Annotated in this window: 17 protein-coding genes and 1 pseudogene; 8 read left to right on the forward strand and 10 right to left on the reverse strand. The window is 35.1% G+C overall.

Annotated features, from left to right (window positions below; translation table 11 throughout):
- Positions 1 to 39 precede the first annotated feature (39 nt).
- Positions 40 to 1,914, reverse strand: coding sequence for an amidophosphoribosyltransferase (locus tag ABWH96_RS18805; protein WP_375579044.1), 1,875 nt, complete (start codon positions 1,912 to 1,914; stop codon positions 40 to 42).
- A 442-nt stretch (positions 1,915 to 2,356) separates the two neighbouring features.
- On the opposite strand from ABWH96_RS18805, the gene ABWH96_RS18810 reads away from it, so the two are divergent.
- Positions 2,357 to 4,120, forward strand: a complete 1,764-nt coding sequence (locus ABWH96_RS18810; protein ID WP_375579045.1) for an ATP-binding protein — start codon at positions 2,357 to 2,359, stop codon at positions 4,118 to 4,120.
- Here ABWH96_RS18810 and murI read toward each other — a convergent pair.
- From murI to ABWH96_RS18830, 4 genes are all read right to left on the reverse strand, one after another.
- The gene (gene murI / locus ABWH96_RS18815; protein WP_375579046.1) at positions 4,107 to 4,919 is read right to left on the reverse strand and encodes a glutamate racemase; all 813 of its coding nucleotides are present in this window, start codon (positions 4,917 to 4,919) and stop codon (positions 4,107 to 4,109) included. The genes ABWH96_RS18810 and murI overlap by 14 nt on opposite strands.
- Positions 4,920 to 4,970: 51 nt before the next feature.
- The gene (locus ABWH96_RS18820; RefSeq protein ID WP_375579047.1) at positions 4,971 to 5,426 is read right to left on the reverse strand and encodes a hypothetical protein; all 456 of its coding nucleotides are present in this window, start codon (positions 5,424 to 5,426) and stop codon (positions 4,971 to 4,973) included.
- 90 nt (positions 5,427 to 5,516) lie between these two features.
- Entirely contained in the window at positions 5,517 to 5,843 is a 327-nt protein-coding gene (locus ABWH96_RS18825; RefSeq protein WP_375579048.1) for a HesB/IscA family protein, read from the reverse strand.
- 16 nt (positions 5,844 to 5,859) lie between these two features.
- Entirely contained in the window at positions 5,860 to 6,267 is a 408-nt protein-coding gene (locus tag ABWH96_RS18830; RefSeq protein WP_375579049.1) for a hypothetical protein, read from the reverse strand.
- 132 nt (positions 6,268 to 6,399) lie between these two features.
- On the opposite strand from ABWH96_RS18830, the gene mce reads away from it, so the two are divergent.
- Entirely contained in the window at positions 6,400 to 6,804 is a 405-nt protein-coding gene (gene mce, locus ABWH96_RS18835) for a methylmalonyl-CoA epimerase (protein ID WP_375579050.1), read from the forward strand.
- A gap of 183 nt (positions 6,805 to 6,987) precedes the next feature.
- Positions 6,988 to 8,022: a thiamine-phosphate kinase gene (thiL, locus tag ABWH96_RS18840; protein WP_375579051.1), complete on the forward strand. Its 1,035-nt coding sequence runs from the start codon at positions 6,988 to 6,990 to the stop codon at positions 8,020 to 8,022.
- A 133-nt stretch (positions 8,023 to 8,155) separates the two neighbouring features.
- On the opposite strand, the gene ABWH96_RS18845 is transcribed toward thiL, so the two are convergent.
- The 4 genes and pseudogenes from ABWH96_RS18845 to accC all read right to left on the reverse strand — a co-directional run bounded on the left by ABWH96_RS18845 (position 8,156) and on the right by accC (position 12,291).
- Positions 8,156 to 8,641, reverse strand: a complete 486-nt coding sequence (locus ABWH96_RS18845; RefSeq protein ID WP_375579052.1) for a hypothetical protein — start codon at positions 8,639 to 8,641, stop codon at positions 8,156 to 8,158.
- A gap of 193 nt (positions 8,642 to 8,834) precedes the next feature.
- Positions 8,835 to 9,416 carry a Maf family protein gene (locus ABWH96_RS18850; protein WP_375579053.1) on the reverse strand — a complete coding sequence of 194 codons (582 nt, stop codon included), beginning with the start codon at positions 9,414 to 9,416 and terminating at the stop codon, positions 8,835 to 8,837.
- Complete coding sequence (locus ABWH96_RS18855) at positions 9,382 to 10,686, reverse strand: DUF1015 domain-containing protein (protein WP_375579054.1); 1,305 nt, start codon at positions 10,684 to 10,686, stop codon at positions 9,382 to 9,384. Before ABWH96_RS18855 ends, ABWH96_RS18850 begins: the two co-directional genes overlap by 35 nt.
- Before the next feature lie 110 nt (positions 10,687 to 10,796).
- A pseudogene (gene accC / locus ABWH96_RS18860) lies at positions 10,797 to 12,291 on the reverse strand (acetyl-CoA carboxylase biotin carboxylase subunit).
- A gap of 173 nt (positions 12,292 to 12,464) precedes the next feature.
- On the opposite strand from accC, the gene ABWH96_RS18865 reads away from it, so the two are divergent.
- From ABWH96_RS18865 to ABWH96_RS18885, 5 genes are all read left to right on the forward strand, one after another.
- A complete protein-coding gene (locus ABWH96_RS18865; protein WP_375579055.1) occupies positions 12,465 to 13,715 on the forward strand; it encodes an aminotransferase class I/II-fold pyridoxal phosphate-dependent enzyme in 1,251 nt (416 codons plus the stop codon).
- A 102-nt stretch (positions 13,716 to 13,817) separates the two neighbouring features.
- Positions 13,818 to 13,994, forward strand: a complete 177-nt coding sequence (locus ABWH96_RS18870) for a hypothetical protein (protein ID WP_013453717.1) — start codon at positions 13,818 to 13,820, stop codon at positions 13,992 to 13,994.
- 104 nt (positions 13,995 to 14,098) lie between these two features.
- Positions 14,099 to 15,247 carry a methionine aminotransferase gene (locus ABWH96_RS18875; RefSeq protein WP_375579056.1) on the forward strand — a complete coding sequence of 383 codons (1,149 nt, stop codon included), beginning with the start codon at positions 14,099 to 14,101 and terminating at the stop codon, positions 15,245 to 15,247.
- Complete coding sequence (locus ABWH96_RS18880; protein WP_375579057.1) at positions 15,235 to 16,035, forward strand: amidohydrolase; 801 nt, start codon at positions 15,235 to 15,237, stop codon at positions 16,033 to 16,035. Before ABWH96_RS18875 ends, ABWH96_RS18880 begins: the two co-directional genes overlap by 13 nt.
- Before the next feature lie 109 nt (positions 16,036 to 16,144).
- On the forward strand, positions 16,145 to 16,708 hold the full coding sequence (locus ABWH96_RS18885; RefSeq protein ID WP_375579058.1) for a hypothetical protein: 564 nt from the start codon (positions 16,145 to 16,147) through the stop codon (positions 16,706 to 16,708).
- A gap of 96 nt (positions 16,709 to 16,804) precedes the next feature.
- On the opposite strand, the gene ABWH96_RS18890 is transcribed toward ABWH96_RS18885, so the two are convergent.
- The gene (locus ABWH96_RS18890) at positions 16,805 to 18,982 is read right to left on the reverse strand and encodes an FG-GAP-like repeat-containing protein (protein ID WP_375579059.1); all 2,178 of its coding nucleotides are present in this window, start codon (positions 18,980 to 18,982) and stop codon (positions 16,805 to 16,807) included.
- Between the last annotated feature and the right edge of the window lie 24 nt (positions 18,983 to 19,006).

Below are 19,006 nucleotides of genomic sequence, written 5' to 3' on the forward strand. Positions count from 1 at the left end.
TCTCTTTCAGGCTATTTATAAGTAAGGGCTAATTAGAATTTAATAAGCCCTTACTTCTTTACCTTCCATGAAATTAACAAAAGCTTTATTCACTACTCTATTCCCCCCTTGAGTAGGAAAATCGCCTGTAAAATACCAGTCACCTAAATGCTCGGGGCTCGCTTTATGCAAATTTTCTACCGTTTGATAAATCACTTCAACTTCAGCTTCAATGGTGTCGATTTTTACCAATTCAGCAATCTTATTAGAAATTTGCTCATAAGAAAAAGGCGCAAAAACATCCTTAACGTGATTTTCGGTATTATCGCTATTTAAGCATTTTTGATATGCTTCTTCTAAAACATTTTCTTGTTTGGTTTCTTTGAGTAAGGCTAGAACTGCTCTGAAAGCAATAAAATCCTTCATTTTACTCATGTCAATTCCATAACAATCTGGGAATCGAATTTGTGGTGCTGATGAAACGATGATGATTTTCTTAGGCTCCAGTCTATCCAGCATTCTTAAAATACTTTTTTCCAAAGTAGTACCCCGAACGATAGAATCATCAATAACCACAACGGTATCCACTTTCTTTTTAATCACTTCATAAGTGGTATCGTAAACGTGCGCTACCAAATCATCTCTATGCTGATCGTCAGTGATGAAAGTCCTTAGCTTTGCATCTTTTATCACCAACTTCTCCACTCTCGGGCGGAATGATAATAATTTCTCTAAGGCTTGATCATCTTCCCTTGTACTTCTTAATTCCTGCAATTGTCTTTTTGCCAAATGCTGCTCCATACCCTCCATCATTCCTAAAAAGGAAGTTTCAGCTGTATTCGGGATGTAGGAAAAAACGGTATTCTCTAAATCATAATCGATCGCTTCTAATATTTTAGGAACCAAAAGCTTACCCAGCATTTTACGCTCAGCATAAATTTCAGGATCAGAACCTCTTGAGAAATAAATTCTTTCAAAACTGCAAGATTTACGTTCCAAAGGCTCAATAAATTGCTCCATTTTATAATCCCCATTGGTATTGATGACTAAAGCATGAGCAGGTTTAATTTCCTGTATATCTTCATAATTTACATTGAAAGCAGTTTTAATAGCTGTCTTCTCTGAAGCAACCACTACCACTTCATCATCTGCATAAAAATGTGCAGGTCTAATGCCAGAAGGGTCTCTAGCTACAAATGCATGGCCTGCACCTGTGATACCTGCCATGGCATAACCTCCATCAAAATCACGGCAAGCTCGTTGCAGTACATCTAGCAGATCCAGTTTTTCTTCAATTATCTGAGTGATTTCAGCATTGGTGTATTCATCCTTATGCGCCTCAAAAATTCTTTGGTTTTCTTCATCCAAGAAATGGCCTATTTTTTCCATCACCGTAACAGTATCCACTTTTTCTTTAGGATGCTGCCCCAGTTCCGTTAAAATATCAAATAATTCTTCAACATTGGTCATATTGAAGTTTCCTGCCACCATCAAACTTCTATTTTTCCAGTTATTTTGACGTAACATTGGGTGGCAATTTTCAATGGCATTTTGCCCGTGTGTACCATATCTCAAATGACCTAACCAAACTTCCCCAGTAAAAGCACAATTTTCTTTCAACCATTTTTCTTGATTGTACCACTTTCCTCCTGCTTTCTTGGCTTTTTTATACTTCTTGGAAATTTTCTTAAAAATATGTGTGATAGGCTGATTGTCAACTGAGCGATACCTACTTATATAACGATGGCCTGGATCTACATTAAGCTTCACATTTCCCACTCCAGCACCATCTTGTCCGCGGTTGTGCTGTTTTTCCATCAACAAATAAAGTTTGTTCATGGCATACAGAGGGCCGTATTTATCAATAAAATATTGAAGTGGTTTTCTTAAGCGGATAAGGGCTATTCCGCATTCGTGTTTTATGCTATCGCTCATGATTTTTTACTTAAAGTGCAAAGTTAAGTTTATTATAATTGATGTTCAATGTTTTTCTGTCAATAAGACCAGAACTAAAAATAATACAAGTAAGATATTCGATAGAAGTATGGTTTTATTAGGATGAATTTACTTAATTGGTAAAGGTTAAGTCTGAAAATAGTACTATTTTTGAATTTAACTTTTTGATGCTATCTGCTTCAAACCAAAACGTAAACTAAGCATAGAAGTGATAAAGGCTGTTTTAGTACAAATATTTTTATTTTTTTTAACTATCTCACTCGGGTTTACCCAAGATATTTCTTTCGATTCATTAAATACATATTATCAATATGAACTGAAAAAAATAAACGAGAATAATATCAGCTATGAATCTATACTTAAAAAAATAGAAAAATCCCCTTCCTCAAATATCTCTGAGTTTCCCCAATTTAAAAATCATTTGAAATTAATTGCTTTGATTCAGCGCAACAAGGAAAATGACTTAGGGGTTCAATTTCTTTCAAAGATAATCCCAAAAACAAATGCTGTAGAGGAGTATCAAGCATTTTTGTATTTTAAATTGGCGCAATTTTATGAATGGCAAGGTAAAACTGTTGCAGCATTAGAATGTTATTTAAAAGCTTCTAGCTTAATTGAAAAAGTAAGAAGTCCATCTTGCTTAGCTCAAATTTATTATAGAATAGCAATCATTAATTTAGATGGATGGAACAATGAAATAAGCGTAGAATATGCCGATAAAGGACTGCAAACTTTAAAAAATATAAAGGTACTCAATAAGCAAGATTCATTCTCACTTTTGGGATTACATGAAATTAAAGGAATTGCATATAGAAGAACCCATAAGTTTAAATACGCCTTAGAAAATATTGACAAGGCAGTGAGCTTATCTAAAGCACTAAAAGACTCTGTCCGACTTGCATTGAATAATGGTAATAAAGCTACCATTCATTATGAAAAGGGTGATTATGATTTAGCAATCCCATTACTGCAGAAGGATTTTAAAACCAGTATTAATGCTGGAGTTTACAACAGTGGTATGAATGCGCTTATTTATTTGAGTTGGATTTATATGAAAACGGAAAATACAGACTCTCTACTTTATACTTTTGAAAAAATGCAGGGAATTGAAGATAAATATCCTATAACAAACCCAAAATCGAAGGCAGAGTATTTAAAAATAGGGGCTGAAGTTGCTGAATTAAATGGAGACACAGCGAAAGCTAATCAATACTTAAGAGATTATATTCAGCAAGATAAAATTAGAGACTCTATCAATTTGAGCAATGATGTGGCTAGTTTACACGAACGCCACTTAATGGAACAAGAAATTAGCAAGTTAGAATTGCTGCAAAACACTAACCAACTTCAAGCTTCTCATTTAAAACTAAGAACTGCACTTCTGATTATTATCGCCATTACATTATTGGTTGTTTTATGGTACGTTTTTACGCTTAGAAATAAAAATAAAAAAATCGATAAGTTAAACGAAATGCTAGAAGCCAAGGTATCTGAAAGAACCGCTCGTTTGATGGAAATAAACAAGGAATTGGATACTTATCTTTATAGGGCATCACATGATATAAGAAGACCTATTCGGACTTTACTAGGTTTAAATAATATTGCTCAATTAAATTCAGACCCTGAGCAAATGAAACAACTTTTTAGTAAAGTTCACAGCACTGCGATGAGCATGGACAAGATGTTGTTTAAACTTCAAATGGCATATGAACTCAATAATTCACATGGAATTGAGCATGTTGATATTGAAGAATTAACAAAAGAATGTATTGATGATATGTCATTGGAGATTAGCGAAAGCAATGCTAGCATCACTGTAAACATCCATGAAAAAGCAAAGTCTGTTCAAGCAAATAAAGCACTGTTGAGAATCGCTTTGGATAATATATTAGAAAATGCATTGCTATATCAAAGTGAGGAAAATAATGAAATAGAGATTTTTACAGATATCGGTAATTACTTCTTTTATATCCATTTGAAGGATAATGGTTTTGGAATACCTGAAAAATATTTCGATGACTTATTTAAGCCATACTTCAAAATAAGTAACATAACTCAAGGTTCTGGATTAGGATTGTTTTTAGCTCATAAAGCTATTTCATTTCTAGCAGGAGAAATTTCAGTCACTTCTACTGTAAATAAAGGCTCTCAATTCACGCTAAAAATTCCTATTAATCCCAAATAGGAAACTTTTCTAAATGTACTTCTTCGTGAAAAAATATTTTGGCTGAGGCTTCAAAAGAGGCCGTAATATCCGAAACTAAAAATCTATCTTTTCTGACTTTATTTTCCGCAAAGAGATCATGGTCTTTTAAAAATTGTTCTAATCTTTTTGCCACTATGGTAGCTGAATCTAAAATATCTACTTTTCCATCATAAAATTTATTGATCTCATTTTTAATAAGTGGATAATGAGTACAGCCCAGAATTAAAGCTTCAATCTCCTTTAATTCTTCATGATGAAGATAAGTCTCAATAATGTCATGGCTGATCCTATTTTCAAAGAACCCTTCTTCTATCATTGGCACCAAAAGCGGAGTAGCCAAGCTTTTTAATTCAATCCTAGGGTTAAGTTGCTTTAGCTTTGATTCATAAGCATTGGAATTCACGGTCTGCTTAGTTCCTATTAAGCCAACTTTTTGATTGCTGTAATTTTGTGAAACATGTTCCACCACAGGATCAATCACATTAAATACTTTCGCTTTAGAACCAACATATTCCCTTACCAATTCAAAAGCAGCAGATGAAGCAGAGTTACAGGCAATCAAAATTAATTTACAGCCCTGTTGAAGCAGGACATCCGTAACTTTTATACTATAAGCTTGAATGGCAGCCGCAGATTTATCCCCATAAGGCAAATGGGCAATATCTCCAAAGTAGACCATGCTTTCATCGGGCATTAGCTCTTTGACTTTATGCGCCACAGTGAGGCCGCCAATACCAGAATCAAAAATACCAATAGGTGCAGAATTATCTTTATTCATATTGCAAAGATGAGAAGTTGTTGGAATAAATTAGAAAATGAATGTAAAATTCTATAAATCCACATCTAATTGCCTTCCTGCCAATTTAACCTCCTTATCTTTTTGAGAACCAATAGCCACACCTATTGCCAGCCCAACTCCAATTCCTGTTCCCATAAAAGCCATATTATCCAAAGCAACTCCAAAAGCAACTCCAAATGGAATTCCGAAAGCTGCCATACCAATAGCCAGCCATTTAAAGGTATAATGGTTTTTAGCTAGTAAATCCAATTCTCTTTCCGAAATCTTCAATATTTCTTTATAAGATTTGGAAAGTTGAGCAGTCAATAAAGGCTTAGTATCTGCTTGATTAACTTTTTCAATTTCTTCATTAACTAAGCTTTCTACAGCCTCTGGAATTTCTTTTTGTCTTAAACTATCGATTAACTTTTGAAATCGTTGGACTTGCTTTTCCAAGCTCTTGCTTCGTTCTCCTTGGTAGCTTGGATTAAATTTATTGACTGGCATAGCTAAGAATTAAAAGTAGGTGGATAAATTAAAGCCCTTAAAGTTTCAAACTCAAGGGCTCCAAATATAATCTTATTGATTTTATTTAATTTAAATAGAAAAGCTTTCTCCGCACCCGCAAGTTCTACTTGCATTTGGGTTAATGAATTGAAAGCCATTTCCGTTTAATCCATCAGAGAAATCTAAAGTGGTTCCTAATAGATAAAGCATACTCTTTTTATCGACCAATAACTTTACACCTTTATCCTCAAATATTTCGTCCCCGTCCTTGACTTGGTCATCAAAACTCAAATCGTACATCAAACCGGAACATCCGCCTCCTTTTACAGAAACCCTCACATTGCTAGCATCACTGTGTCCCTCTTCATTTTTTAATTTCCCTAATCTGTCTTTCGCTTTGTCTGTAACAATAATCATGACTGTAAATATTTAATTATGATACCGGATTTAATACAACACTAAAAACGGTAATGGTATTACGATCTCTTCCGTAGTAAAGTTTGTCTAAACTATCTAAAATATTGCTCGCTCTAAAATAAGAGGTATGCAATTGTTTATCATCTTTTGTCATCCACTGAATGGTATAGGAACTTTCCCTATCTCTGTAGTTTTTGACATAATCCATCATTTTCTTGAGGGCTTCTAATTTATCATAGCCCGATTCTGAATGAAATAAAAAGGATTGGTTGTGCCTCGGATTGATAGTAATCAAATCGAGCTTTACTTTCCCGTCTTGAGAACCAAACTCAAAAACCAACTCACTATCATTCAAGCCAAGATAGTTTAAGATTTCTTTCTGTAGCCTGGCACTTTCTATATGTATGTCTGTTGATGTTTCCATCCTAAATTATTTCCTTTTTGAAATTTAAATAATGATTTTGAGTATCCCAACTTTTTTATCCATGGAAAAGTTTCTGCATTTTTGCATTCTCAAATGCAAAGTTAGTCAATTAGTAGCACAAAATTAAAAAGCATGTTGAAAGTAGAACATATCGGTATAGCGGTAAAAAATATGGAAAGTGCCAATTCACTTTTTAGTAAGCTATTCAAAAAAGCCCCTTATAAACTTGAAAAAGTAGAAAGTGAAGGTGTTGCAACCTCTTTTTTTCAAATGGGCGAAACAAAAATAGAACTGTTAGAGGCAGAAAATGAAGATAGTGCCATTGCCAAATTCATTGAGAAAAAAGGAGAAGGCATTCATCACATTGCCTATGAGGTTGAAAATATTGAATCAGAAATGAAAAGATTGGAGGTAGAAGGTTTTCAACTAATCAATAAAGCACCTAAAAAAGGAGCTGACAATAAATTAGTCTGCTTTTTACATCCTAAAAGCACTAATGGCGTACTAATAGAACTGTGCCAAGAAATCAAAAAATGATTATTGGTGCTGTATGGAATTATAATATTTCAGCTTTTTCTTTCCTTTTCTGGTTTGAAAAGAACTTTTCTGGCAGGCAGAAAATAAAAATGCGCCTAAAAGCAAGAAAATGAATGTCTTAAATAATTTCGTCTTCATAATACTAAAGTAAAAAATTCAATTTAGAAACTCAAAAAAATTAAAATGAGCGATCAAAATAGAACAGAAATAAATAAACTCGGTGAATTTGGGTTAATCGATAAAATCGCAGAAAAGTTCAGCAAACAGAATAATTCTACTCATTATGCCATTGGGGACGATGCAGCGGTGATTGATGTGGGCGATTATTATCAATTAGTTTCTACTGATATGCTCATTGAAGGAGTTCATTTTGACCTTTCCTATTTCCCTTTGCATCATTTAGGATTTAAAGCAGTGGCAGTAAATGTATCCGATATTGCCGCCATGAACGGAATAGCAGAGCAAATCACGGTAAGCTTAGCCTTGAGCAACAGATTTTCATTGGAAGCCATTGATGCATTTTACGAAGGTGTTAAAGCGGCTTGTGATGCCTACAAAGTTGATTTAGTAGGTGGTGATACCACTGCGTCTCCGTCTGGATTGATGATTTCGGTTACTGCAATTGGTAAAGTAGATAAAGATAAAATTGCTTATCGTTCAGGCGCAAAAGTAAATGACATTGTTTGCGTTACTGGAGATTTAGGCGGTGCTTATATGGGATTGCAAGTTTTGGAAAGAGAAAAGCAAGTGTTTTTGGAAAACCCTGACATGCAACCTCAATTGGATAAATATCAATATATAGTAGGAAGACAATTAAAACCTGAAGCCAGAATGGACTTGGTTCACGAGCTTTTGGATTTGAAAATTGTCCCGACTTCCATGATCGATATTTCCGATGGTTTGGCTTCTGAATTGCATCATATTGCCAAACATTCGGATGTGGGCATCAATGTTCATGAGGATAAGTTACCTTTTGCTACTAATACGCAAGAAACTGCACTTGAATTTAAATTAGATCCGAATACCGCCATTTTAAATGGTGGCGAGGATTACGAATTACTTTTCACTATCTCTCAAGATGATTTTGAAAAAGTAAAAAACCATCCTGATATTCATTTTATAGGCTATGTCAATGAAAAATCAAGTGGCTTAAATTTGGTCACCACTAAAGGAAATCCAATTCCATTAAAAGCCCAAGGCTGGGATCATTTTAGTTGAGAATAAACCACAAGAGAAAGAAAAGGACAGCCGTGGGCTGTTTTTTTTTAACCATGAAGTAGTTTCTCAAAGATTTTCACTGAGCGGTATAAAGCACGCGTTTTGCTTCGCAACGCGCGCTAGTGAGATTTATCTATTTGCAGACGAAATTTAGCCAAGCCGTTTTATATTTAAATGCAAATAATAAATGGTCAAATTCACCATCTTTGTAAGCTCTGGTAACAATAAATGCAATTCTTTCAGGTTTTTCTAGCGACTTTCCTGCTGAATTTATTGTGGTAAAAACCCCATTTGAATAAGTTTTAGTTCGAAGAATCAGACCATTTTTATTAACTGTAGTCGAACTAAAATCATTTTTTGGTGAAATGAATATTGTATTATTTTTCACTTCTGGTAATGGTAACTTTAAAATGACGAAGAAATTCCCATCTCTAACTCCCGTTAGTAGATCAGAACTATAATTCACTTCCCCTGAGTAAATGTCATTTACATCATCAATGATTTCATATTTTTGAATCTTAAATTTATTATTGACTGTTTGTCCAAATACTATATTATTTGCTAGAATGAAATAAAAAAGAATTAACAATATAGATACTAGCTTAATTGAATTATTCATGGCGAACTATTTTGAAACAAGTAATTTAATAGAATTGAGCCAATATTAATATCTTTTGATGAAATAATCCTTCTATTTTATTCTCACTGTTGGCGAGCTTCCTAGCTCGTACCCATTTATACATGCTGGCAGACAGCACGAGCTAAGAAGCTAGCGCTAGGATTTACGGTAATTGCCAACTTTTCCATAACTTCTATCCATTGCTATACCCTGCCAAAGCCTGATAAACCTTATGAATTGGTAAACCCATCACAGTAAAATAAGAACCTTCCAGTTTTTCAATATGCGTTAAACCAATGCCTTCCTGAATGCCATAAGCACCTGCTTTATCGAATGGTTTATGGTTTCTGATATATTCCCAAATGACTTCTTCTTCAATAAGATTAAAATAGACTAAAGTCTCGTCTGAATATTTCTGAAATTGCCCGTTGAATAATACACAAAATCCTGAAACTACTTGATGTGCTCTTCCGCTAAGTTTGCTGAGCATACTGAAAGCTTCATTCTCATCCTGCGGTTTTTCCAATAATTCATTATCGATTAAGACCGTAGTATCAGCTGTCAGAATGATTTTATCGGTGTATTTTTCATCTTCCGCAAAGGCTTTGGCTTTCTTTTCTGCCAGAAATGCTGCTACTTCCGTGTGGGGCATATCCACAGGATATGATTCTTCCGTATCCTTAGCTTCGGTAGTAAATTCAAAGCCTGCTTTGGTCAGTATTTCTTTTCTTCTGGGCGATTTAGACCCTAAAATAAGAGGGTAATTCAAATTCATCTTCTTGTATTGAGCCAAATAAAAATCCACATATAGTTTTAGGATAGAAATAAGTTGATTTCTGAGGCATGGTATAGCCTGTATTGCAGACTTTATTCACCTGCTCCATGCTTATTTCCTTTGTAATTAATGCACATTGCACTTCATCTTTCAAAAGTTTCCGAATGCAAGCCGTAAAATTGCGTTCAAATTGAATGGATTCAGAACTTCGCTGCTCTTTTCCTTTTATTCCTAAAATTTTCTCAATGAAAAAGTAGTGTAGCACAGTCAGATCAAGATGCTTCACTTCATCAGGGAAATTCCATTTCAATTCTGAAATCTTCTCGGGCTTTAAACGGATCTTATATGTGTTTTCCTTGAACAACATCCCAAAAGCCCACTTTTTCCCTAGTATAATTTCATGAACATCTTCTGGGTTTTCGAGTGTTTTGATAATGAAATCCTCCTCTAGTTTCTTCAGAATTTCCTTTTCCGATAAATCAGGAATATCTTTTATTAATCTGTGGGTGGGCAAAATTCTCAAATCATCGGAATCGGAATTAGTCAGGTACATCATATGGAAATTATAACCTTCCTGTCCGGTATGATTCGGGTTTTGCTCCATCATCTTTTTCCGATAAAGCAAAGAGCCTTCATAGCGGTGATGTCCATCCGCTAAAATGATTTGCTGAGGTGTAATTTTCTCTATGAATTTCTTAATGATTTTTGCATCATGAATAACGCTAACTACTTCCCGTACACCTTGATAATCTTCCAGTTCGCCTAAGGGCATTTCCATGCTCTCATCCATATAAGTCTCCAACTCAAATTCAGGATCGGAATATAAGCCATGAGTAGCACTGACATTCAATTGGGTTTTATCCAATAGCTCGATTCTGTCATTCACCGACTTTGGAATAGTATTTTCATGCCTTAAAATAACTTTTTCATCCCAATCATAAGCTTTAATGAAGGTGATAAAGCCTTTTCGTACATGCTCGCGAGTAGAGCCGGGCAAGGTAAAATACTGGTAATAAACATATATTCCAGGAAGTGGGTCTTGTTTTATAATTCCTTCTTTTTTCCATTTTCTCAATCGCTCTGCAGCCATATCAGCAGATTCTTCTCCGCCTTTGGGCACAGATAAATGAATACTATTCAAAGGATTCTTATAAAGTGCCTCTCTTTGCTTGGCTGATACCACATCAAATAAGGGGCTAGTCAAACTCTCAATTTCCTTTTGAAGCTCGGCATTATAACGCCAAGCTTTAATAGGCTTAATTTCTGCCATTCTTTGGTTAGTAAATTAAATAACACAAAATATTTTTTTGGTATCTATCATCATCCCGATAGCTATTAGGATGACTGCAGATTCTCACATCTTGACTAATAAACTCTATTCTACAACCTATTCTTCTTCCACAAAGAGACCTTTTTGCCATTCCCTTCTTGTGCTGTTTGCTTCTTTTGTCTCTCAGACCACAATTTAACAGCTAAAGCTGCTGCGATTTCCGTTTCCACATCTGATACTTTCTCATCCAAATCACTTGGCTGGAAATATTTTTCTATGAATTTGGTATCGAAATCACCGCTGGTGAAAGCCTCATGCTTTAATACATATTTACAGAAACTAAGCGTAGTTTGAATTCCAACGATTTCATATTCGTCTATCGCACGAATCATTCTGTTGATCGCTTCTTCTCGATTATCCGCATAGGTAATCAGCTTTGCAATCATCGGATCGTAATGAATTGGAATATCCATTCCTTGCTCAAAACCATCATCTACTCTCACACCCGTTCCCTGTGGTCTTTTATAAACTTTTAAATTCCCTATATCAGGCAAGAAATTGTTTTGCGGATCTTCTGCGTAAACCCTAACTTCTACTGCATGACCTTTTATAGTCAAATCTTCCTGCTTAATGGACAATGCTTTTCCTTCTGCAATTCTGATTTGTTCTTTTACTAAATCAACTCCAGTGATTTGTTCCGTTACCGGATGCTCCACCTGAAGACGAGTATTCATCTCAAGGAAATAAAAATTCAATTTATTATCCACTATGAACTCAACCGTTCCTGCTCCATAATAATTACAGGATTTTGCCACATCAATAGCAGCTTGTCCCATTTGTTCTCTAATTTCTGGAGTCAATACGCTTGACGGTGCTTCTTCAATAACTTTCTGGTGTCTTCTTTGGATTGAACATTCTCTTTCGAATAAATGCACCACATTTCCTTTTTGGTCTCCCAAAACCTGAATTTCGATATGACGAGGAGAAGTTACGAATTTCTCTAAAAAAACAGCTCCATTTCCGAAGGCGTTTTTAGCTTCACTTACCGCTCTGTCCATTTGCGATTCAAAATCCGCAGGATCTTCCACTATCCTCATTCCTTTTCCACCACCACCGGCACTTGCTTTTATTAATATAGGATAGCCGATTTCATCTGCTTTTTCTTTAGCCAGTTTTATATCCGTGATGGCTTTGTCCAAACCAGGAACCAAAGGCACATCTCTTTTCAATACAGCTGCTTTGGCAGATAGCTTATCCCCCATTATTTCAATAGACTCGGCAGAAGGGCCTATGAAAATGATTCCTTCCTTTTCAACTTGTCTGGCGAAATCAGCATTTTCAGATAGAAAGCCATATCCAGGGTGGATGGCATCTACTTTTAATTTTTTACAGGTTTCGATTATTTTATCTATCCTTAAATAACTTTCAGAAGAGGCAGGAGTAACCTACGCAAACGGCTTCATCAGCATAACGCACATGAAGTGCATTTCTATCCGCTTCACTATAAATTGCTACAGTTTTTATACCCAATTCACGCGCAGAACGCATCACTCTAAGGGCAATTTCACCTCTGTTGGCAACTAAGATTTTTTTAATATCCGGCATATCAATTAGTCTTATAATATCAAATGAAAATTGAAGTACAATGCTACATAATTATTGTCTTTTTTACTAAAAATTACGGCTTTAAAGCGGGGGAGCTATTTTTTCAGTAAAACCTTTTTTGTTACCTTTGGTTTTTGATTAGAATAATTATAGATACAATAAAATAGATAAACGTGGATTTATTTGAGAAATTGAAAGTGGATCGTGGTCCTTTAGGTAAGCATTCCAACGTAGAAGAAGGTTATTTTATGTTCCCTAAATTGGAGGGAGAATTGTCTCCTCACATGAAATTTAGAGGGAAAGAAGTTTTAACCTGGAGTTTAAATAACTACTTAGGTTTAGGTAACCATCCTGAAATTAGAAAGGCTGATGCTGAATCTGCTGCCAAATGGGGATTAGCTTATCCAATGGGCGCAAGAATGATGTCAGGAAATACTTCTCAACATGAAGAATTAGAAAGACAATTAGCTGAATTCATCAAGAAAGATGAAGTGATGCTTCTAAATTATGGTTACCAGGGCGTTCTATCTATTATAGATGCTGTGGTGGGCAGAAAAGATGCTATTGTTTATGATGCTGAGTGCCATGCTTGTATCGTAGATGGTGTTCGTTTGCACATGGGGAAAAGATTTGTTTATCCTCATAACGACATAGAAAGCCTAGAAAAGCAATTACAAAGAGCTACAAAGCTGACTGAAGAAACTGGTGGTGGTATATTAGTTATTACTGAAGGAGTATTCGGAATGACAGGTGCAATGGGTAAATTGAAAGAAACCCTAGCTCTAAAAGAAAAATATGAATTCCGTTTATTATGTGATGATGCCCACGGTTTTGGAACCATGGGAGAAAGAGGTGCTGGAACAGCCGAGCAGCAAGATGTAATGGAAGAGGTAGATTTATACTTCAGTACGTTCGCAAAATCAATGGCTTTGATAGGCGCCTTCGTTGGTGGCGATCCTGATATCATCAAATTCTTGAGATATAATATGCGTTCGCAGATTTTCGCTAAATCATTACCAATGCCAATGGTGGAAGGTGCGTTAAAGCGTTTAGAATTATTGAGAGATCAGCCTGAGCATAAAAAGAATTTATGGACAATAGTAGATGCTTTACAAAATGGATTGAAAGAAAAAGGCTTTAGCATAGGAACAACTCAATCTCCTGTGACTCCAGTGATGTTGAACGGTACAGTTGGTGAAGCAGCAGCTTTAGCTTATGACCTAAGAGAGAATTTTGGAATATTCTGTTCTGTTGTTATCTATCCTGTGGTACCAAAAGACACTATTTTGTTAAGATTAATCCCTACAGCCTCTCATAGCTTGGAAGATGTTGACCGTACAATTAAAGCATTTGAAGCAATAAAAGATAAGCTAAAAGAGGGTCATTATAGGGAAAATGAGCTAGCAAAAGCATTTAAAGAGTAATTTTTTAGGAAAAATGTTGCCCTAATTGTTGTTTTTATATGTTTTTGCCTATATTGCTTTCAATTAAATAATTTATTTAGTCAACCGTAAACTAAAATAAGAATGAAAAGATTCGAACAAGTAAGAGACCTTATCATGGGTCTAGAAGGTGATTTTGAAAAATTCTACGACAAAGAGAATCAGGCGGCTGGTACTCGCGTAAGAAAAGGAATGCAAGAGTTGAAAAACTTAGCACAAGAAATCAGAATTGAAGTTCAAGATATCAAGAACAAATCTTAATCAGAATTTGAACGATTTCGAAAGAGGCTGGCAGTTTTGTCAGCCTTTTTTTTTGACTTATTTTTAATAATCATTCTAGAAAATGATTTCAAAAAGAATTTACAATGACCACTATTCAATCCAAACTACCTAAAGTTGGCACTACAATATTCACCGTCATGTCTCAAATGGCGGCTGAATATAATGCCATCAACCTCTCACAAGGATTTCCTGATTTCCCTGTATCAGAAAAATTGATAGACCTTGTATATCAAAATATGCAAATTGGGCATAATCAATATGCGCCTATGCCTGGACTTCCTCAACTCAGAGAAGCCATTGCCAACAAAATCAAAAATACGGGAGGGATTAATATTAATATAGATACAGAAATCACAGTTTCTGCGGGGGCAACTGAAGCCATCTTCTCTAGTGTTTTGGCAACCGTAAATCAAGGCGATGAGGTAATTGTACTCGAACCAGCTTATGATTGCTACATTCCTGCTATTGAATTGGCAGGCGGAAAAGTGGTTCCTGTAGGTTTAAGTTTACCCAATTTTACTCCAGATTGGCAAAAAGTAAAAGATAATATCACGGAGAAAACCCGTATGGTCATTATCAATTTTCCACACAATCCTTCAGGGGCTATTTTAACTCAAGATGATATTACTGCATTAAAAGAGATATTAGAAGAAAATCCTCAGTTGATTATTTTAAGTGATGAAGTTTACGAGCACATCATTTTTGATGGAAACACACATCTTAGTGTCTTAAAGGATAAGTTTTTAGCAAGCAGAAGTATTGCTGTTTCTTCTTTCGGAAAAACTTTTCATGCTACTGGCTGGAAAATAGGCTATATGGTAGCACCTGAAGCTATTATGAAGGAAATTAGGAAAGTGCATCAATACAATTGCTTCTCTGTTCACACACCTAGTCAATATGCTATGGCTGAATATTTACAAAATGAGCAAAACTATTTGGGCGTGAGTTCGATGTATGAAAAGAAAAGAGAATTTTTCCAGCAAGCGATGCAAGATTCTAAATTCAAAGTGATTCCTTCTTATGGGACTTATTTCCAAGTATTGGAGTTTAGTGAAGTTTCGGATATGGGCGATATGGAGTTTGCACAATACCTCATCAAAGATAAAGGAGTTGCATCCATTCCTATTTCAGCATTCTATTCTGACAAGCAGGATGACAAATTACTAAGGTTTTGCTTTTCAAAAGGAGAAGAAACATTACAAAAAGCAGCAGATATATTATGCAAGATTTAAAAGTAACGCTTATTCAAACGCCTTTGTATTGGCAGGATAAACAAGCTAATATTTCCATGTTTGAAGAAAAAATATGGGAAATAGAGGAAGAAACTGATTTAATTGTGTTGCCTGAGATGTTCAATACAGGTTTTAGTATGGAAGCCGAAAAAATGGCTGAACCTATGAATTTGCATACTTTCAAATGGATGAGGCAGATGGCGAGTCAAAAAAAGGCTGTGGTTACAGGGTCATATATTGTGAATGATAATGGAAATTATTTCAATCGCTTAATATGGATGCAGCCTGATGGCGACTATTTCACTTACGACAAAAGACATCTCTTCAGAATGGCAAATGAGGATGAGCATTATTCGCCAGGGCAAAAAGATTTGATAGTAGAATTAAATGGTTGGAAAATAAAGCCGTTAGTTTGCTATGACCTGAGATTTCCCGTTTGGTCTCGAAATAGATCAAATGATAAAAATGAATTGGAATATGATTTAATCCTTTTTGTAGCGAATTGGCCTGCAGTCCGGGTAAATGCATGGGATACTCTTTTACAAGCTAGAGCTATTGAAAATGTAAGCTATTGCCTTGGGGTAAATAGAATTGGAGATGATGGAAAAGGGATTGCGCACAATGGTCATTCTGGAATTTATGGCCCTAAAGGCAATGCATTATATTTTGCTGATGACAGAGAGGAAATTAAAACCGTTACTTTATCAGGAGAAGAATTGTTAAGATTTAGAGAGAAATTTCCAGCTCAGTTGGATGCTGATAGCTTTGAGATTAAAAAAAGTATTTGATTATTTTGCAAGGATGTAATAGCAACAAAAAAACTTTTGTAATAAAATTTCTTTATTTAAAAATAGTCTATTAGTTTTAATTTTTAACTAAAATAAAAATTTACACATTATGAAAAAATTATTACTATTAGCTCTTGTGGCAGTTTCTATCAACTTTGCAAATGCGCAAGATTACAAACCTTTCCAATTATACTCAGGTGTTGGATATGCTATTCCACAAGGTGGAGGTGGATTTTTATTTGATATTGAGCCTGCCTACAGGATTAATGATCAAATTTCCGTAGGATTTAGATGGGAAGTAGCTGCTATGGCAAGAGTAGTAGGAGATACAGAAGCTAGTATCTCAGGTACTTCTTCTTATACTTTAAATGGTAAATATTATTTAGGAGACAGTGACTTTAGACCATATGTTGGTGCTGGTTTAGGTGCTTTTGGTTTAGCCTCTGTATCTACTGGTCCTAATGGTGCTGGAGCTGGAGCCGAAACTAAAATAGGATTCTATCCTAGAATAGGATTTGACTGGGGGCATTTCAACATCAATATTGACTACAATTTTATTCCTTCTTCCGAAGTAGATGGGTTTGACACAAATGGTGATCCTGCTACTTTTGATGTAGCTAATAGTTATTTAGGAATTAGAGTTGGTGCATTCTTATTTGGTGGAAAAAAATAATCAAAATTAATAATTACAATTAAATGGCAAATCCTGATGGATTTGCCATTTTTTTTGCTCTTTAGATTTCATGATTAATAGAATTTAATACTTAAATCAATACAAAACCACTTTCCTACTCACTCTCCTGCCATTTTCAAAAATAGCACTGACAATATAAATACCTCCTTCTAAAGCCGAAACATCGATGGCCTGATTGGAAAAAGCTTGGTAGGATTGTCCTGTCAAGACTTTTTGTCCGTTTAAAGTTGTAATAGAAACAGAAATATCCTGATTGGTTTTAATATAAAGTTGCCGGCTTTGATTAGGATTAGGATAAACTTGAAAGACTAATTCTTCCCCACTTTGAACGGGCAATTCTTCACTATTTCTAAATATTCTAATACCTCCTGATACTGTTCCTAAAACTAAAGCAGGATAATCATCATCGTAAAGCGGGGCAAAAGCTAAATTATTTCTTTTCCCAAAATACCCATCATCGAAACTTTGATCCAATGAATTATAAATGCTCAGTGAATCAAACTCTCCATCATTATTCTCTAAATCTGAAAACACTCTGATATTACCGCTCAAATCTGAAGTGATTAAATCCTGCTGATTATCATTATCCACATCGGCCACGTGAACCCGAAGAGCTGAACGGAAAAAATCATCCCCTATTCCTAAATACGCATTATCTTCCAATTGGAATTGAGGGTTTCTCCCTTGTCCAATATTTTCATATAAAATCAAACCACCAGAGGATTTACCTACCAGTAAATCGGGATGATTATCCCCTACCACATCAGCAAAATGAACGGAATAACCTAATCCAATAAAAACATCCTCCACTGAGATTCTAGAATTTAAATCTAAACCACTGTCATCTTGAAATATGATTCTCAGTTGATTGCTATTTTCGAGAGTGCCCTGCAAAACCAAATCCTTTCTTCCATCTAAATCCAAATCAATCCACTGAATAAAGAGATTCGCTAAACCTTCTTCCGATAAATTGAGATAATCATCTGTGATCAATTCAAAAGCAGGATTCTGACTTTCTCCTGTATTCTCATAGAGTGCTATTGCGCTAAATAAGTTTTCATCTTCACCTAAATCAGTATAAGACAAAAATAAATCTAAATCACCATCCTTGTCATAATCATAAAAAGCAGTACTAGCCAGAGCACCCCAGTCTATCATATCTTCTTGTAAGAATTCTTTGGTAAGTAATTCGTATTCATTTCCTGATTTTTGATAGAGCCAATTAGAAGATGAAAAATCAATAGGGCTACCTAAATTAGCTTCAATATTTGGGCTAATGATTAATTCTTCTTTTTCATCCCCTAAAATATCCATTATCATAGTATTGGGATAAAAATTGAATCGAGCAGGATCCGCCTGATTAGGAAAATCAGAAGTGAAACTATTAAAATCGGGAGCTTGATTTGCAGAAGCTACATTATTGAAATAATAAAGTTCTCTACACTCTTCATGGCTAGAAACCAATTCCAGTTTTCCATCTTCCTGAAAATCAAAAATTGCCAAGCTTTTACCTCCAGCATGACGAGCATTGCTTATCATTCTTCCAAAAACATCCTGACAATCCTCTCCATCAAAAGCAAAAACGCCACAATCGCAATCCTCAACAGTTCCCCAATAATTATCGACCAATTCGAAAGTTTCTACATCAGGATTGCCCCCATTATCAGCACTTTTATTTTCATAAAATAGAATACGACTTTGAATACCTGAGAAATTAAAATTCAAAATATCTATATCTCCGTCATTATCAATATCGCCTATGTAGGGGTAATCATTAAAATTCACCTGCAGGTTCACCTCATTTCCGGAAAGACTTTCATAACTAATAAAATCCACGGCTTTTTCCAATTGAGGACTTCCTGCGCTGATATTTCGATAGGCGGTAATCCCTAAATTTCCTGCAGTAAATAAATCTGCTTTTCCATCTCCATCATAATCTTTTAAAATAAAAAAATTCTGAATTTCTGATGGGAAAAACTTTTCGTATTGTGGTGCATAATCATATTCATTTCCGTTTTTAAGAAAACACAAAATCCTGCCAGAACTACGGTCAAATCCAGCTAAGTCTTTAATCCCATCATTGTTTAAATCAATTTTCCCGTATTGAACCCCATTTAAACCACCTACCCAAGGAAAAGCTTTTTCGTTCTCGTTAGGATTAAGGATTGGAGTATCCTGAAAAGGAACAAAACGATATTGGGAAAAGCCCAAAAATGAAAATCCGAAAAGTATAGTGAATAGCAGAATACGCATTTTACAAATTTAACGTAACTTATA

It is taken from the genome of Marivirga tractuosa, from assembly GCF_042140215.1.
Lineage (GTDB): Bacteria > Bacteroidota > Bacteroidia > Cytophagales > Cyclobacteriaceae > Marivirga > Marivirga tractuosa_A.

Coding starts and splice junctions, on each gene's coding strand:
- ABWH96_RS18885 (WP_375579058.1), top strand. CDS start 16,145: ATGAAAAAATTATTACTATTAGCTCTTGTGGCAGTTTCTATCAACTTT.
- ABWH96_RS18870 (WP_013453717.1), top strand. CDS start 13,818: ATGAAAAGATTCGAACAAGTAAGAGACCTTATCATGGGTCTAGAAGGT.
- thiL (WP_375579051.1), top strand. CDS start 6,988: ATGAGCGATCAAAATAGAACAGAAATAAATAAACTCGGTGAATTTGGG.
- ABWH96_RS18820 (WP_375579047.1), bottom strand. CDS start 5,426: ATGCCAGTCAATAAATTTAATCCAAGCTACCAAGGAGAACGAAGCAAG.
- ABWH96_RS18805 (WP_375579044.1), bottom strand. CDS start 1,914: ATGAGCGATAGCATAAAACACGAATGCGGAATAGCCCTTATCCGCTTA.
- murI (WP_375579046.1), bottom strand. CDS start 4,919: ATGAATAAAGATAATTCTGCACCTATTGGTATTTTTGATTCTGGTATT.
- ABWH96_RS18845 (WP_375579052.1), bottom strand. CDS start 8,641: ATGAATAATTCAATTAAGCTAGTATCTATATTGTTAATTCTTTTTTAT.
- ABWH96_RS18855 (WP_375579054.1), bottom strand. CDS start 10,686: ATGGCAGAAATTAAGCCTATTAAAGCTTGGCGTTATAATGCCGAGCTT.
- ABWH96_RS18880 (WP_375579057.1), top strand. CDS start 15,235: ATGCAAGATTTAAAAGTAACGCTTATTCAAACGCCTTTGTATTGGCAG.
- ABWH96_RS18875 (WP_375579056.1), top strand. CDS start 14,099: ATGACCACTATTCAATCCAAACTACCTAAAGTTGGCACTACAATATTC.
- ABWH96_RS18890 (WP_375579059.1), bottom strand. CDS start 18,982: ATGCGTATTCTGCTATTCACTATACTTTTCGGATTTTCATTTTTGGGC.
- mce (WP_375579050.1), top strand. CDS start 6,400: ATGTTGAAAGTAGAACATATCGGTATAGCGGTAAAAAATATGGAAAGT.
- ABWH96_RS18825 (WP_375579048.1), bottom strand. CDS start 5,843: ATGATTATTGTTACAGACAAAGCGAAAGACAGATTAGGGAAATTAAAA.
- ABWH96_RS18850 (WP_375579053.1), bottom strand. CDS start 9,416: ATGAATTTGAATTACCCTCTTATTTTAGGGTCTAAATCGCCCAGAAGA.
- ABWH96_RS18830 (WP_375579049.1), bottom strand. CDS start 6,267: ATGGAAACATCAACAGACATACATATAGAAAGTGCCAGGCTACAGAAA.